Genomic DNA, 15,471 nt, shown 5'->3' with positions numbered 1-15,471 from the left:
TTATGTGTAAGCCGTTCTCCACATAGGAGAAACATTATCAACCACATTATCTCTATCAGAAACTTGTGATAAGAAATTTAGCCCAGTCCTTTCTTCTATGCTTTTGATAGAAACTCTATATTTATCAACATCTTTTTTATCAACACTCGAATTAGGCATTACAAAAGCTATAGCTTTATTTGTAGATGGCACATATATTATTTTGAAGAAATAATCAGGCACAGCAACTTTATTGTCACCAATCGTTTTATGGATAGTTTTTTTCTTATAAATAGGTCCAGTATAAACATATATACTTTGATACATATTTGCCCAAATCCTTTCATAAGTTTCTAATCTCTCCCACCCCTGTCTATTTAGACCCGCTTTTTGTGGTGCAATATTAGATAATAAGAAAGACTCATACCCAGATTTTTTACTAAAGTCCATAGATGCATAAGATGCTAAATGCCCTCTATCATATCCAGAATTTTTATAATCTGATAATGTAGCTCTATAAACAAATGGAACATCAGAATCTTCTCTAAAGGCATCCTCTCTTTCATTCTTATTTGCTACTTTTGCACTAGTAAGTTTAAATGCCACCCAAGTAGGCTCTTTTGTTTGATAGTTGTAACCTGCAACATAGCCATCTCGACATAAATATAGATCAACTTTTCCTAAGCCTGAAGTTACATTAAAACTAGGATTTCCATATATTAGAAAATCATGACAATAATTAGTAACTGCTGGTAGAGTCCTTTCTGGAGCATATTGTTTTAAATCATCAAACTGAGCTGCAGCTGCTGCATCATCTTTTTTATCAGAAGCTAGCCTTGCCCAAAAGCTAGTTTTTTCTTCCTGCTCTGGTTGTGTAGTTACATCATCTTGATTTAAAGAATCAGTTTTATTTTCCTGTGTGAAAAACTGATAAATTTCATATCTAAAATTTACAAACTTTTCTTTTAAGTTATATTTATCAAAGAAAGCGCCTGAAAAACCACCAGTTATGGCAAGAAATAAGAAGAGAAAAATCTTAATGTATTTTTTATTCATTATTTAATATGTCTTGTTTTATATAGTAAGAAGTCTTTCACTTCTTGTTCTTCTATGAGAGGAAGTACTTCTTTACGAATTCTACTATAATAGTTATTTATAGTTTTCTTCTCAGTATAAGTGAGCATTATTGTTTCTATCAGCTTGAATTCATAAGGAATCAGAGTTAAGTCTTCAAAATAATAGAAAGGTCCATGACCAGTTGGACTATCTACATTTCTTTCTCTTACATAACATAAGTTTTCTATTCTTATACCAAAATCATCTTTAAAATAAGCTCCTGGCTCATTACTTAAGATCATACCAGGCATAAGCTCTTGCTGAGAGGCTGCACTAATAGACTGAGGACCTTCATGCACTCCTAAGAAACTACCAACCCCATGACCTGTACCATGAGCATAGTTAGCACTAAAATGCCATAAATGCTCTCTTGCTAATACATCAAGCTGTGAGCCTTTAGTCCCTTTAGGAAATACCGCTCTACCAAGTCCAAGATGTCCTTTTAAAACTAAAGTGTAATATCTTCTTTGTTCTTTAGTTGGTCTTCCAAAATGAAGAACTCTAGTTACATCCGTAGTACCATCTTTATACTGACCACCTGAATCAGTTAATAAAGGACTTACATCATCAAACTTCTTATTTGTTTTCTCAGAAGATCTATAATGAATCACAGCTCCATTACCAGCAAAACCAGTAATATAGTCAAAACTATTTTCAACAAAATTCTTCTGCTTAGAACGAAACTCAAAAAGCTTAGCTTGTGCTGTTAGCTCATCTAAGTTTTGATAATTATTTTCTAACCAATGCCACCACTTTATAAATGCTGCTGCATCTTTTCTATGAGCATCTTTAGCACCATTTATCTCCACAGGATTTTTTAATGCTTTACTAAGTCCAACAGGTGTATCTACCATTAGTGCATAGCAGCTACTATTTTGGTTTTTATTAATATTTCTAACTATTTTGTAATTAACATTAGCGCCATCTAATAAATATTTTCCAGACGTACTTTCTAAATCTGCATAGAATTGACTATATTCTCTTACTTCAATTCTATTTTCATCAAAATAATCTTTTACTTCATCTGTTATCTTGCCACTATTTACATATAAGACAATTTTATCTAAAGAAACAAACAAATAGCTAATAACTAAAGGAGTACATGCTACATCCCTTCCTCTAATATTTAATAACCAAGCTATATGATCTAATTTTGAGTCAACATAAAAATCTGAATTAGTCTGTTTTATAGTATTTCTTAACTCCTCTATTTTAGAAGAAACACTTCTGCCAGAGTACTGAATACCATGTTCTTCAATCAATGTACAAGGAACATCAACTACCTCATTTAACTTTTCTTGAGCTTTATGTATGAGATTTTCTTCATCAAACACAACATTATAGTTATGCTCATGTAAAAGCTCTAACAACTGAGTAGCTTTTTTATAATCAATTTTAGCTGGATCTATACCAATAGTTTTGCCCCCAGCATTTTTCCATAGCCACTTAGCTATTTCAGACTCAAATCCTGTTTGTTTAATAAGTTCAAAATCATTCGAATCTAATTGTTTCTCAGCTTGCAAAAAATATCTACCATCTGTAGAAAGATAAGCCTTATCTATACCAACAAGCACATCGCCTGCCGATCCATCAAATCCACTTATCCAAGCTCTATATTGCCAACATTTTGGGACATATTCATTCTTATGATCATCTACCGATGGCACAATATAATAATCAAATCCCTTTTCAGCCATCAATTCTCTTAGAACTTGTAACTTCTGTGACATAAAATTCCTTTTACATTAAACTAAAACAAACTATTCTTCGAACCAAATAAAACTAGCTAAACGACCTGTGACATTATCTCTACGGAAAGAATAAAGCCTCTTATCACTATATGTACATAATCCTGAATCTATGACATCTAAACAGTGATTTTTCATTAAAATATCTCTAGCGACAAGCTTCATATCAAATAAGTATTTATTATTGCCAATAGCCTTAAATGCATATTTATAATCTTCATGTTTATCAACATATATATCATAAACATCTTGTCCAACTTCAAAATACTTATTAGTAATACATGGGCCAAGCCATGCAACTAAATCATATCCGACAAATTCTTTTAGCGTCGCTTCTAAAACTCCATTTGCTAGCCCCCGCCAGCCTGCATGTACTGCCGCAACTTTAGATCTTTTCTTATCAAATAATAAAATTGGTAAACAATCAGCAGTTAATGTAATACAAACCTGATTTGGTTTATCTGTATAAATAGCATCACTAGGCTCATCGTTATAAATATCAAAGTATGAAACTATATTTGTATGCTGTTGATTAAGCCATTTGATATCTAACTTATTAAGATATGATGAAAAAAGCTGACGATTATCTTTTACAGCTTTAGGATCATCTCCAACTTGCTCTGATAAGTTAAATTTTGCAAAAGCTTCTCTACTGAAGCCCTGAGTGTTAGTTGTATATCCTAGTCTTATTTTAGGAAAATGAGTACTTACAAAAATTACTGACATTGGACACCATACTTATTTTTTACATAGTTTTCTACAATTTCTATAAACTCTTTAGAGATATTATCTCCTCTTAAAGTATAAACTTTTTTTCCATCTATAAATACTGGTGCTACAGGAGACTCACCGCTTCCCGGCAAACTGATTCCTATATCTGCATTTTTTGACTCTCCAGGACCATTTACCACACAGCCCATCACAGCAACTTTAAGCTTTTCAACACCTTTATAAACATCTTTCCACTCATGCATTTTTGTATCAAGATGATCTTTTACTTCACTAGTTAAAACCCTAAAGAATGAGCTTGTAGTACGACCACATCCAGGACATGATGTCACACTTGGCGTAAAAGTTCTTAACCCTAGATTTTGTAATATCTCTCTACAAACTCTTACTTCTTCTGTTCTTGGAGCATTCGGAGCTGGAGTTAAAGAAACTCTTATAGTATTTCCAATACCTTGCTGTAATAGTATTCCTAAACTTACTGCACTAGCTACTATACCTTTAGTACCCATGCCAGCTTCTGTTAAGCCAAGATGTAAAGCATAATCACACTGTTTAGCAAGTTGCTGATAAACTGCTACAAGATCTTGTACCTCACTAACTTTACAAGAAATAATAATCTTATCTTTTGCTAAACCTAGATCTTCTGCATATTTAGCACTTTCTAAAGTTGAAGTTATTAGCGCCTTATGCATAACCTCTCTGAGAGGTAATGGATTTTCTTTAGCAACATTCTCATCTATTAATTTTGCTAAAAGTGCTTGATCTAAACTACCCCAGTTAACACCTATTCTTACTGGCTTATTATTCTTGATTGCTATTTCTATTATCTGAGCAAATTGAGTATCTTTCTTTTTTCCAAAACCCACGTTACCTGGATTTATTCTATACTTTGCAAGTGCTGTAGCGCATTCTGGATATTTAGTAAGTAAAGTGTGCCCATTATAATGAAAATCCCCAACTAAAGGCACAAAACAGCCTACCTGCTCAAGTCTTTGTTTTATTTCTGGTACAGCACTCGCGGCATCTTCATCATTAACAGTAATTCTTACCAGCTCACTTCCTGCTCTATGTAAAGCTAAAATCTGTTGAACTGTTTTTTCAATATCTGCAGTATATGTATCCGTCATTGATTGGACAACTACAGGGTTTTCACCACCTATTAACACATCGCCTACTTTTACGACATTCGTTTTATACATAAAGCTACTACTCAGCCTCTTCTTTTTTTGAAAAATAAACCTAAATATATATAATCATTATAACATCATAGCTATTATTTTAAGAGGTTTTACATGAACTTTAGAGAGCTAGAAAATTTTCTAAATAAATATCTAGAAATAGATTTATTTAAAGACTACTGTCCAAATGGTTTACAAGTTCAAGGAAATCGAGATATAAAAAAGGTTATAACTGGTGTTACAGCTTGCGAAGCTCTTATAGATAAAGCCATAGAAAACAATGCTGATGCTATTGTAGTCCATCATGGTTATTTTTGGAAAGGTGAACCGTATCCTATCATAGGTATGAAATATAATAGGATATCTAAACTCATCAATAATGGAATACATCTATTTGCTTATCACTTACCTTTAGATGGACATAAAGAAGTTGGTAATAACATGCTAATAGCTAAAAAATTAGGTCTTGAGAATATAGAGTTTTTTTCTACTGGAAGCTCTCCTGATATTTCTGTTATTGGCGACTGTAATTTAAATATAGAAGAATTAGAAAAGTTAATTTCTAATAAACTAAATAGAACACCTACTATTATAAAAGCAAATTCAAAAAATAATAAGATTGCTATTTGTACAGGAGGAGCTCAAGACTTTATAGAGTATGCTTATGAAGCTGGGGCAGATACTTTTATTTCTGGAGAAATCTCTGAAAGAACTACTCACTCTGCTAGAGAATTAGGTATAAACTATATTGCTGCTGGGCATCATGCCACAGAAAAAGAAGGTGTTAGAGCTTTAGGAAATTTATTAGCTCAAAAATTTAATTTAGAAAATATTTTCATTGATATTAATAACCCTGCATAGATAAATGTCTACCCCTGAGAAATACACTGATATATAACTAGCTAATCCTTCTTAACAAAACCTTGCTCAATTTCTTCTAATGATAAACCATTTGTTTTGGGTACAAACTTAAATGCTATGAAACTATACACTAGCGTACATACACCACATATACCAAGAATAACACCATAATTACCGTTAAAATGTTGAGTAATAGGCATTACTGATGAAGCTAGAATCGCAGAAGCCATACTATTTAAAAATAATGCTACTGCCAAACCCTTACTTCTAATATTTGTAGGTAAAAGTTCTGACATGATAACCCATATATATGCTCCCGGACCAATAGCAAAGAAAAATATATATAAAATAAAACCTATAAGTAAGGCCATACCTTTAGCTGAAGTATCTGGCATAGTATACATAAGAACAGATAGGGTAAGTAAAACTATAGAAACCATAAGTGTCCCAAAAGTTATAACAAACTTTCTCTCAATCTTATCAGCAATTAGTACCGCTATTATAGTTGTAGCAAAGTTAAGACCAGTTATTGCAACACCTCCGACAACAGCAGCATATACAGAACCCAAACCTGTTTCTTTCAACATCGTTGGTGCATACTGTAAAATACTATTTATTCCTGTCATCTGAGCTAAAATTGCTACTGAAAATACGATTAACATTGGCAATAAATAATGTTTTTTTGTAAGACTTGATATCAAACTTCCTTCATTTTTAGTTTTTTCAATTAAAGCCTTAACTTCTAGCATTTGTAATTTTGTTGCATCTACACCTATAGTCTTGATAAGTATTTTTTCTGCTTCTTCCTCTCTATTCTTCATAATTAACCATCTAGGAGACTTAATCAGAAAGAAACCGCCTATAAATACAATCAAACCAGGAACTATAGCTGTAAGAAACATATGTCTCCAATCACCAATCTCTAAACCAGTAATAGGATCTTGTGATATAAAGAGTAAGCTTATAGCTACAGATATCAATATTCCTGCAGTCAAAAATAGCTGAAAGCATGTAACAGCTAAACCTCTAATTTTACTAGGAACAGATTCTGTCAGATATAATGGAACAGTTATAGATATAAAACCAACAGCTATACCCTGAACCAATCTTGAAAATAGAAGAAAGTTATAGCTTTCAGAAAAATAAATCATAAAAACTGATACTGTAAATATTAAACCAGAGACTGTAATGATATTTCTTCGGCCAAATAAATCAGCTAAAACACCACCAATAAGAATTGCAAAAGCTCCTCCATATAAGACAGAACCTCCTAAGAATGACTCTTGTGCGGCAGTCATGCCTAGCTCAGATTTAATAAAAGGTAATGCGCCTCCTATTATGCCTATATCATAACCATACAGCATTCCTCCCATCGCTGACAAAAAGACTATCAAAAAAATTCTTAGCTTATTTACCTCTGTCATTTCATAATCCTTGTTAGATAGTTTCTGTAACTTTTTTTAGATTAATAGGCGCGTCAGGGTTATTACCTAGCTTGATAGCCAAATTATTAACCATTAAATAGAATTTTTGAATTATAATAATTGGCTCTAAAATTGGATGGGTTTTTATGTTTATGTCTAAAAACAAATCTTTTCTTACATCATTTTCTATGTTTTCTGAACCAACAAATATAGTATCAACATCAAGATCAGCTACTCTATTAGCTACACTAATAGTACCTTCCAAGCTTTTATCATTTTGAGAAATTATAAAAGAAGAAAAATCAGAGCTCATCAGAGCAAATGGTCCATGTAACACTTCTGCTCCACTAAAAGCTTCTGCATGAATTCCACAAGTTTCTTTAAACTTAAGAGCCATTTCTTGCGCTATTGGGTAACCAAATCCTCTACCTATAACAAACATACTCTTATGTTTTTCTAATATAGAGATTGCTTCATCCCATTTACTTTCTAAGCTTAGCTTTAAATTACTTGGTAATTTTTGTAATTCGGAGATTAAATAATCATCTTGCTTATATTCCGCAACAATATCCAATAAAGCTACTAATGATGTTATAAAACTTTTTGTAGCTGCTACTGCATTTTCTTCATCTGCTCTTACTGGTAAAACTAAATCTGAAGCATTCGCTAAAGGAGAATCTTCTTTGTTAACTATACTTAAAGTTAAACACCCTGCTTTCTTACAATTTTCTAATGCCAACTTTAAATCTGGACTACCTCCTGATTGAGATATTGCTATTACAAGAGTTTCTTTATCACCGATTTCTTTATCATAGATAGTTGAAATTGAAGGCGGTAATGAAGCCACACTCCAACCAAGCTCAATATTAAATAAATATTTTGCAAAATTAGCAACACAATCAGAACTTCCTCTAGCTATAGTTATAACCCTTTTGATATTTCTTTGTTTAACTTGCCTAACTATATTTTTAACTAGATCTTTATTTTGGCTTAATTGATTTTCAACTTTTTCCCATGAGCTCTCTGCTTCATGTTGCATTATTGTTTTTTTCATTTTTTTTAAAAGTTATCCCTTCTTATATATCATTATATCTAGCATTTTTATTATTTACATATGAAAAAATTCATTTCGCTAAAATTATAGCTAGAAAAGAACATTAAAAAATGTAGAATTAGAACAATCTCTTTACAATAAAACAAGGAAAACAAATGCTTATAGCTCTTTTAATAATACTAGCATTATTTGTTTACCTACATATTAAAGCTTATAGTTTTAACTTCAGAACAATACTAGCCCTTGTTGTAGGTATTACGATAGGTCTAATATACAATTTATTAAATTGTGATAATGATCATTTTTCTCAATTAGTATCTATTATAGGTGATGGCTACATTTCTTTACTGAAAATGTTAATAATACCTCTAGTATTAACATCTATTGTTCATTCTATTATAAATCTTAAAAACTATACTGGCTCATACATAATAAAGGTAGCATATAAAACTATAGGTATTCTTCTAATAATGACAGGGGTTAGTGCTATTATAGGTGCTTTAGTCGCATTATCTATGCATACAGGCTTAGGTATAAATTTAAACAATGCAACACCAGATTCAAATCCAGAGACATCAACATTCGCTCAAACTATTTTAGGTTTTTTTCCTAGTAATATTAGTTCTGATATGACAAATAATAATGTTATGGCTGTTGTTATATTCTCTATTCTTTTAGGCTTTGCAATTTTAAGAGCGTATAGAGAAAACCATGAGCTTGCTCAACCATTTATAACTTTCATTGATTCTCTATTTTTTGTTGTTAAAAAGCTAGCGAATATAATAATAGCTCTAACTCCTTATGGTGTACTTGCTCTTATGATAAAAATGGGTATAGGACAAAATAAAGAATGTATAATGACTGTTATTTATTTTATCTTCACTATATATGTTGCTTTAATAATAGTATTCGCAATGCATATTATTCTATTACTTATTTTTAGAACAAATCTAAAAACTTTTTATAAGAGTGTTTGGAATGCTTTATTAGTTGCAGCCACAACTAGATCAAGTATGGGTACATTACCTTTATCAATTGAAGGACTACGTAAATTTGGAGTTTCAGAAACAGTTTCAACATTTGCTCCAACTATAGGTACAACTTTGGGTATGAATGGTTGCGCTGGTGTTTTCCCTGCGGCCTTGGCTATTATGGCAATGCAAATAAGTGGTGTAGACATCACAATATCTACAATATTAATAATAGGGTTTATCTGTATGCTAGCTTCTCTTGGCGTATCTGGGATTCCAGGAACAGCTTTTGTTGCAGCTGGAGTAGTATTCTCATACTTTGGATTACCATGGGAACTTATTGCTATAATAATTGGTGTAGATGCTATTGTTGATACATTTAGAACTCCAATCAATATTCATGGAGTAATGACAACTGCTGTAATAGTTGATAAAACAACAAAGCCTAATTAAAAAATTTTTCTACTCTTCTTTTAAAAGTAAAATCTTTATACTCAACACCAACAAAGTATAAGCCTTGAGGCTTAGCTGTTTCTGCAGCTAAACATCTATTTTTTGCATCTAAAACTTGTTTTATCCAAATTGGTTCTTTTAAACCAATACCAACTTTTAAAAGAGACCCAATAAAGTTTCTAATCATATGGTGTAAAAAAGCATTTCCAACTACTTCAAAGATTATGAAATCATTATGTTTTATAAACTTAGCTTTTTTTATATATCTAAATGGTGTATTAGACTGACATTGCGAAGATCTAAAAGAAGTAAAATCTTGCTCTCCCAATAAGTATTGGGCAGCAATATTCATTTTATCTATATCTATAGATCTATTTTCCCATAAGACATGATTTTTAAAAATTGGTGAGCTTACTTTAGAGTTATAAATAACATAATTATATATTCTAGCTAGTGCTGAAAATCTCGCATTAAACTCTAAATTAACTTCTATTATATCTATTACCTTAATATCTTCTGGTAATAAAGCATTCGCTCCTCTATAAAAAGCCTCTAATGTTCTATCACTATCAGAGAAAAAGTTAACTACTTGGGAAGTTGCATGCACTCCAGCATCTGTTCTTCCTGCACAAGTCACTTCTATATTATGATTTGCTACTTTACTTAAAGCTTTTTCTAGTTCTTCTTGTATACTGTTTGAATGAGTTTGCTTTTGCCAACCATAATAATTTTTACCGAAATATTCAACTTGTAATAAATAATTTTTCATATTTTCTTATTTAAGAAATTTAACTATCCTACTATGTAAAGTTTCCATCTCTTTTGGAATAAGCTTAGAAAAATTGATGAAACCATGAACTAAACTATCAAAATGATAATGTTGAACATCCACATCGTGTCTTATTAATTTTTCTGCAAATAATAACCCTTCATCTTTTAAAGGATCATATCCAGCAGTTACAACAAAGGTTCTTGGCATTCCTTCCAAATTTTTTATATAAAAAGGAGAAATTTCAGGAGATTGTCTATCAAAATCATTTGGTACATACAAGTCAGAATACCATTTAGTTTTTGCCGTAGTTAATATATAACCACTAGAAAAATCACTCAATGATTTAGTTGATAAATGTGACAAATCAACAGAAGGATATAAAAGAATATTATTTGCTATTTTAACTTTTTTATCTTTCAATAAATTATATGTTGCTAATATAGATAAATTAGCTCCCGCACTATCACCCATTAGAGTTAAACTTTCTTTACAAATTGCAAATTTTTTTGCATGTTTAGCTACATATTCTGAAACAAATTCCACATCATTTAACCCTGCTGGGAATTTATGCTCAGGAGCTAATCTATAATCTATAGAGAACACTATCCTATCTGTTGTTAATGAAAGCTTTCTACAAAAAGCATCGAATGAATCTAAAGTCCCTGAAACAAAACCGCCTCCATGAGAAAAAACTATTGCTGCTGATTTTTGGTTTAGATTTGGGCTATATACTCTTACAGGAATTTTATGCCCATCATCATGTGTTATTTCTATATCTTCAACTTTCGCAACACTTTCTTTTTCATAACTATATAAGCTAAGAGATGCTGCTGCCTTTCTAGTTAAATCTATATCTCGTAAGGTACCTTCTCTATCATATTTACTTATGAACATAAGTAAATCCTGTAATTTAGATGGAATAGTTTTAACTCCACCATATAAGTCAGGAACTTTTTTAAGCGTATCTTCTTCACGCACTCCATCAAGTTTAGAATTATCTCTAGATATAATTTGTAGCCAAGCTTTTTTATTTGGAGCTAAAGACTCTAAAGGTGTAGATAAATATCTAGCCATTCCAAGTTCATGACAGTCATTTTCAGCATAAAATGATAAATTTTTTACTATCCATTTAACTACCATCTCAGCTTTTGTATTATTAGTTTGTCTTATTTCTAAAACATTATACTCATTTCTAACATCATAAGACCAAGGCACATAGTCAACTATAAAGTTACAACATATATAGTTTAATCCAGCCTCTCTTGCTAAAGCAAACTCTGGAAATGCTGTCATACCAATAACACCACCTCCCATACTTTGAAAACATTTAGCATCTATAATAGTAGGAAACTGAGGTCCCTCAATACAAACATAAGACTGTTTAAAGTGTATAGGAAAATCAAAGGCTTCTTTATTTGCTCTTATCTCTTCAGCAATACTTTCTGTTATTGGTTTTGATAAAGACACATAATTAAGCAAACCTTGATCACAAAAAGTAAACTCTCTTAAAGATTTAGTTCTATCTATGAACTGATAAGGAATAACCATATCACCAGGCTTTAATTCTCCTCTTAAGCTTCTAACAGAAGAAAGAGCTATAACTGAAGTAGCACCATATTTTTTTAAAGCATAAATATTAGCTTTATAATTAATTTGGTGAGGTAAAATATTTTCATCAAGACCTGTCCTATTTAAAAACAAAGCCTCTTCACCACTTATCTTTATCTTAAATAACCCATTGGAGCATAAACCAAAAGGAGTTTCTCTAGATAACTCTTCAATGATTTCAAATCCATCAAAATATTCAAATCCACTACTTCCAATTATTGCCCACATATACTTTACTGCCTATTTAAATTCTACTTTAAGAATCTTTTTATTATCTAAAAATAAGTCTATATTAAAAATATCACCCTGATAAACTACCCCTACACCTTTAGGAGTACCTGTCATCAAAAAATCATTTTCTAGAATTGATATATCATTCTCTTTTAAAAATTCAATTATCTGATGTGGTTTATGAATCATCAAATCATATGAACCTTGCTGTATTATTTCATCATTTTTATATGCTCTAAAATTAAGAGATTTTAAATCTTCATCGCTTATTTCAACGAATTCACTCAGAACTGCACTATTATCAAAAGCTTTTGCCAATTCCCAAGGTAAACCCTTTGATTTAAGCTTTGTTTGCATAGCTCTATCTGTTAAATCAATTCCTAATCCAACACCCTTAATCTCGCCTTTATTACCAAAAACAAATACTATTTCAACTTCATAATGTATTTCTCTATTATTTGGAATTTTTAAAGATGAGGTTATTGAAGAATATGGTTTAATAAAAATTACAGGATTTTCTGGAACTTCATTTTCTAGCTCATATATATGCTCTATATAATTTCTTCCTACACATATAACTTTTGACTTTGATTTATCCATATACATATAAAATATTAAAGTTTGAAATCTTCACCAAGATAAACTTTTTTAACTGTTTCATCTGCTAGTACTTCTTCAGGTGTCCCATAAGCTAACATATTTCCAGCATTTACAATATAAGCTCTTTCACATATATCTAAAGTTTCTCTAACGTTGTGATCTGTTATTAAAACACCAATTCCTCTATCCTTTAGGTGTCTAACTACTTCCTTAATTTCAATCACAGAAATTGGGTCAACCCCAGCAAATGGCTCATCAAGAAGAATAAATTTAGGGTTTGTTGCTAATGCTCTTGCTATTTCAACTCTTCTACGCTCACCACCAGAAAGACTCATACCTAAGCTTTTTCTAATATGTTGAATACTAAACTCATCAAGCAATAATTCTAATTCTTGTTGAATTTGTTCTTTAGATAATTCTTTTCTTGTTTCTAAAATAGAAACAATATTATCCTCTACACTTAACTTTCTAAATACTGATGCTTCTTGAGGTAGATATCCTAAACCTCTTCTTGCACGCAAGTGAATAGGCATATCTGTAACATCTTCATCACCCATACGAACTTTTCCACGAGTAGCTTTAACAAGTCCAACAATCATATAAAACGAGGTTGTTTTACCTGCACCATTAGGACCTAATAAACCAACTATCTCACCAGTTGAAACTTTCATAGAAACATTATTAACAACCCATCTAGGGCCATATTTTTTTCCTAATCTTCTCGCCTCTAAAGTATATTTTTCTGCCATAATTATTTCTCTTTATCTAGTAGACTTGATTTGCATTTGTAAATTCTCTGATACTTTGATTATTAACTTTGAATGCATTACCCAACTTAACTTTTGTTTCATCAGAAACTCCTTCCAAAACTATTGTAGATCTTTTTGAAACTTTACTTCCAGGGACAGCAATCAAGTCATGTGCTAGATCATAGTCTATTTCATCACCAGCGTAGTCATTTCCATTTTGAGTAACAAAAGCCTTATCTTTTAAAATCATTTTTTTATTAATTATTGAATAAATTATTTTTTTACCATGACCACCTATTATGCCTTTGAATGTTTTTTGATAACCTTTATTGCCTTTATTCTCGTCTAATGGATAAGAGTAAAATTTAGCAAAATTATCACTATTTTTATCAACCGTAACAGTTATTGTTTCAACCTTTCTATTCTTATCTAATTTAACTACTAGTGATTGTCCAGTAATAAAATTACACTCCTTTGTTTTCTCACAAATTGTTTTGGCTTTTTCTAACCAAAGATTTTGTGTCTCGGTAAAACTTTTATCTTCATATTTTCCAAAATAAACCGTATTACTTGTATTTTCATTAACTTTATTAAAATCTTCACAAAGTATATTTTGTTTCCATGCTTGCATTACAAAAACTTTACCCAAATAAGTTAAAGTTCTTTTTTTACCATCATAATCTAGCTTATCCGCACATATTGTAATAGGACCATAATCATCAATAACATCTTTATCTGGAGAGTCTTTTGCAAATGCTTGATAGAAAGTTATTAAAAAAATTACTAATATTAAAAAAATGCTATTACCTCGCAGCATAATAGCTCCTAATATCTTTTTCAATCTTTACTCTTTTTGTGTCTGTATTGCCTTTAAACCCTATTCCAGTAGTATTATTTCCAGTCTTTGGATCATAAATTTTTACTTGATTGTTACCATAAAAATCATATGTCTGTGCTTTATAAAAAATTTCATCTGTATCTATATATATTTTTTTTGGTGTATCATCCTCAACATTTTCCTCCATATACATAATACTTTTTACATTATCATATAATCTTATTATAGAGTCTTTTTTATCTGGATCATCTGAAGTTGCATAATTAGATTTAACATCCCATTTCTTCTTATGATTCTCTCCATAAGTATTTGCTCTAATATTCTCAAACTGCAAGCTTTTATCAAAATATTGTTCCAAATAATCCGCATCTAAATAAGTTTGTAACTGTCCTTCTTCATTATAACTTCCAAAACTATAACCATATGCTTTCATAATTATTGCTTTCTTATCTAAATCTTTAACTCCTAAATTCATGGTACTCTGAAGATATAAACCTACAACACTAATAGAAACAATTACAGTGAAACCAAAGCTCATAAAGAAAGAATATTTACTATAAAAAAATAATTTCATAATTAAAAAACTAGTTCACCATTATTTATATAGCTTTTAATGACCTCCTCATAAAGGCCTTCTTGCTTTAATATAAAATCACAAAGCTCCCTAACAGCTCCATACCCACCTTTACTAGAGCAAATATAGTTAGCAAATTTTTTTACTGCTGAAACACAGTCTGCTGGAGCTGCAGATAGAAAAACTTTATCCATGATAGCAATATCGGGAAGGTCATCGCCCATATACGCAATATTAGTATCTTTCAAATTATACTTTTCTTTAATTTCCTGATAAGCTTTGATTTTATTTTTTTGACCCTGATATATATCCTCTTTATTAAGTCCTAAACTAGTCAGCCTATTTAAAACAATATTTGACTCTTTCGATGTGATTATAGCTACTCTTATTCCAACTTTTTGTAAAAGAACTATACCCATACCATCTTTAACATTAAAATTTTTGTATTCATCACCAGAGTTAGAAAGCGTTATTTTACCATCGGTAAGTACACCATCAACATCAAGAATCAATAATTTAATTGATCTGAAAACATTTTTACTATAAATATTACTACACATAAAACAAACTATAAAAAGACATACAT

At 30.9% G+C, this 15,471-nt stretch carries 15 protein-coding genes; 2 read left to right on the top strand and 13 right to left on the bottom strand.

The features are described 5' to 3' along the window. From DNK87_RS00570 to ispG, 4 genes are read right to left on the bottom strand one after another with little or no spacing between them, the layout of a single operon-like run. Positions 1-1,035: a DNA/RNA non-specific endonuclease gene (locus DNK87_RS00570; protein ID WP_119330718.1), complete on the bottom strand. Its 1,035-nt coding sequence runs from the start codon at positions 1,033-1,035 to the stop codon at positions 1-3. Beyond that, the gene (locus DNK87_RS00565; protein ID WP_119330719.1) at positions 1,035-2,825 is read right to left on the bottom strand and encodes an aminopeptidase P family protein; all 1,791 of its coding nucleotides are present in this window, start codon (positions 2,823-2,825) and stop codon (positions 1,035-1,037) included. Before DNK87_RS00565 ends, DNK87_RS00570 begins: the two co-directional genes overlap by 1 nt. 30 nt (positions 2,826-2,855) lie before the next feature. Beyond that, the gene (gene pgeF, locus DNK87_RS00560) at positions 2,856-3,569 is read right to left on the bottom strand and encodes a peptidoglycan editing factor PgeF (protein WP_119330720.1); all 714 of its coding nucleotides are present in this window, start codon (positions 3,567-3,569) and stop codon (positions 2,856-2,858) included. After that, complete coding sequence (gene ispG, locus DNK87_RS00555) at positions 3,560-4,771, bottom strand: flavodoxin-dependent (E)-4-hydroxy-3-methylbut-2-enyl-diphosphate synthase (RefSeq protein WP_119330721.1); 1,212 nt, start codon at positions 4,769-4,771, stop codon at positions 3,560-3,562. Before ispG ends, pgeF begins: the two co-directional genes overlap by 10 nt. A 93-nt stretch (positions 4,772-4,864) precedes the next feature. On the opposite strand from ispG, the gene DNK87_RS00550 reads away from it, so the two are divergent. Continuing rightward, positions 4,865-5,611, top strand: a complete 747-nt coding sequence (locus DNK87_RS00550) for a Nif3-like dinuclear metal center hexameric protein (protein WP_119330722.1) — start codon at positions 4,865-4,867, stop codon at positions 5,609-5,611. A gap of 41 nt (positions 5,612-5,652) precedes the next feature. On the opposite strand, the gene DNK87_RS00545 is transcribed toward DNK87_RS00550, so the two are convergent. Both DNK87_RS00545 and DNK87_RS00540 read right to left on the bottom strand, forming a co-directional pair. Then, positions 5,653-7,035: a sugar porter family MFS transporter gene (locus tag DNK87_RS00545; protein ID WP_119330723.1), complete on the bottom strand. Its 1,383-nt coding sequence runs from the start codon at positions 7,033-7,035 to the stop codon at positions 5,653-5,655. Between the two features lie 13 nt (positions 7,036-7,048). After that, entirely contained in the window at positions 7,049-8,089 is a 1,041-nt protein-coding gene (locus DNK87_RS00540; protein WP_119330724.1) for an SIS domain-containing protein, read from the bottom strand. Positions 8,090-8,244: 155 nt separating this feature from the next. Here DNK87_RS00540 and DNK87_RS00535 point away from each other — a divergent pair, with 155 nt between their 5' ends. Further along, positions 8,245-9,513: a dicarboxylate/amino acid:cation symporter gene (locus tag DNK87_RS00535; RefSeq protein WP_119330725.1), complete on the top strand. Its 1,269-nt coding sequence runs from the start codon at positions 8,245-8,247 to the stop codon at positions 9,511-9,513. Here DNK87_RS00535 and truA read toward each other — a convergent pair. The 7 genes from truA to DNK87_RS00500 are packed head-to-tail and all read right to left on the bottom strand — an operon-like array spanning position 9,506 to position 15,445. Next, the gene (truA, locus tag DNK87_RS00530; RefSeq protein WP_119330726.1) at positions 9,506-10,282 is read right to left on the bottom strand and encodes a tRNA pseudouridine(38-40) synthase TruA; all 777 of its coding nucleotides are present in this window, start codon (positions 10,280-10,282) and stop codon (positions 9,506-9,508) included. The two genes, DNK87_RS00535 and truA, sit on opposite strands and share 8 nt — an antisense overlap. 6 nt (positions 10,283-10,288) lie before the next feature. Next, on the bottom strand, positions 10,289-12,121 hold the full coding sequence (locus DNK87_RS00525; RefSeq protein ID WP_119330727.1) for an alpha/beta hydrolase fold domain-containing protein: 1,833 nt from the start codon (positions 12,119-12,121) through the stop codon (positions 10,289-10,291). Positions 12,122-12,133: 12 nt separating this feature from the next. Next, the gene (locus DNK87_RS00520) at positions 12,134-12,730 is read right to left on the bottom strand and encodes a fumarylacetoacetate hydrolase family protein (RefSeq protein ID WP_119330728.1); all 597 of its coding nucleotides are present in this window, start codon (positions 12,728-12,730) and stop codon (positions 12,134-12,136) included. An 8-nt stretch (positions 12,731-12,738) separates the two neighbouring features. Then, complete coding sequence (lptB, locus tag DNK87_RS00515; protein ID WP_119330729.1) at positions 12,739-13,473, bottom strand: LPS export ABC transporter ATP-binding protein; 735 nt, start codon at positions 13,471-13,473, stop codon at positions 12,739-12,741. Positions 13,474-13,489: 16 nt separating this feature from the next. Next, a complete protein-coding gene (locus DNK87_RS00510) occupies positions 13,490-14,314 on the bottom strand; it encodes an LptA/OstA family protein (RefSeq protein WP_154401845.1) in 825 nt (274 codons plus the stop codon). Further along, on the bottom strand, positions 14,277-14,885 hold the full coding sequence (gene lptC / locus DNK87_RS00505) for an LPS export ABC transporter periplasmic protein LptC (RefSeq protein WP_119330731.1): 609 nt from the start codon (positions 14,883-14,885) through the stop codon (positions 14,277-14,279). Before lptC ends, DNK87_RS00510 begins: the two co-directional genes overlap by 38 nt. Positions 14,886-14,887: 2 nt before the next feature. Next, positions 14,888-15,445 carry a KdsC family phosphatase gene (locus DNK87_RS00500; RefSeq protein ID WP_071664404.1) on the bottom strand — a complete coding sequence of 186 codons (558 nt, stop codon included), beginning with the start codon at positions 15,443-15,445 and terminating at the stop codon, positions 14,888-14,890. Positions 15,446-15,471 lie beyond the last annotated feature (26 nt).

The organism is Pseudofrancisella aestuarii (assembly GCF_003574475.2).
GTDB lineage: Bacteria > Pseudomonadota > Gammaproteobacteria > Francisellales > Francisellaceae > Francisella > Francisella aestuarii.
Note: the sequence above shows the minus strand (reverse complement) of the source record. Positions and strands in the feature narration are given on the sequence as shown.

What these genes read in the sequence shown, in the direction of transcription:
- ispG (WP_119330721.1), bottom strand. Translation starts at nt 4,771, where the DNA reads ATGTATAAAACGAATGTCGTAAAAGTAGGCGATGTGTTAATAGGTGGT.
- lptB (WP_119330729.1), bottom strand. Translation starts at nt 13,473, where the DNA reads ATGGCAGAAAAATATACTTTAGAGGCGAGAAGATTAGGAAAAAAATAT.
- DNK87_RS00535 (WP_119330725.1), top strand. Translation starts at nt 8,245, where the DNA reads ATGCTTATAGCTCTTTTAATAATACTAGCATTATTTGTTTACCTACAT.
- DNK87_RS00565 (WP_119330719.1), bottom strand. Translation starts at nt 2,825, where the DNA reads ATGTCACAGAAGTTACAAGTTCTAAGAGAATTGATGGCTGAAAAGGGA.
- DNK87_RS00570 (WP_119330718.1), bottom strand. Translation starts at nt 1,035, where the DNA reads ATGAATAAAAAATACATTAAGATTTTTCTCTTCTTATTTCTTGCCATA.
- truA (WP_119330726.1), bottom strand. Translation starts at nt 10,282, where the DNA reads ATGAAAAATTATTTATTACAAGTTGAATATTTCGGTAAAAATTATTAT.
- DNK87_RS00550 (WP_119330722.1), top strand. Translation starts at nt 4,865, where the DNA reads ATGAACTTTAGAGAGCTAGAAAATTTTCTAAATAAATATCTAGAAATA.
- DNK87_RS00500 (WP_071664404.1), bottom strand. Translation starts at nt 15,445, where the DNA reads ATGTGTAGTAATATTTATAGTAAAAATGTTTTCAGATCAATTAAATTA.
- DNK87_RS00520 (WP_119330728.1), bottom strand. Translation starts at nt 12,730, where the DNA reads ATGTATATGGATAAATCAAAGTCAAAAGTTATATGTGTAGGAAGAAAT.
- DNK87_RS00545 (WP_119330723.1), bottom strand. Translation starts at nt 7,035, where the DNA reads ATGACAGAGGTAAATAAGCTAAGAATTTTTTTGATAGTCTTTTTGTCA.
- DNK87_RS00525 (WP_119330727.1), bottom strand. Translation starts at nt 12,121, where the DNA reads ATGTGGGCAATAATTGGAAGTAGTGGATTTGAATATTTTGATGGATTT.
- lptC (WP_119330731.1), bottom strand. Translation starts at nt 14,885, where the DNA reads ATGAAATTATTTTTTTATAGTAAATATTCTTTCTTTATGAGCTTTGGT.
- pgeF (WP_119330720.1), bottom strand. Translation starts at nt 3,569, where the DNA reads ATGTCAGTAATTTTTGTAAGTACTCATTTTCCTAAAATAAGACTAGGA.
- DNK87_RS00540 (WP_119330724.1), bottom strand. Translation starts at nt 8,089, where the DNA reads ATGAAAAAAACAATAATGCAACATGAAGCAGAGAGCTCATGGGAAAAA.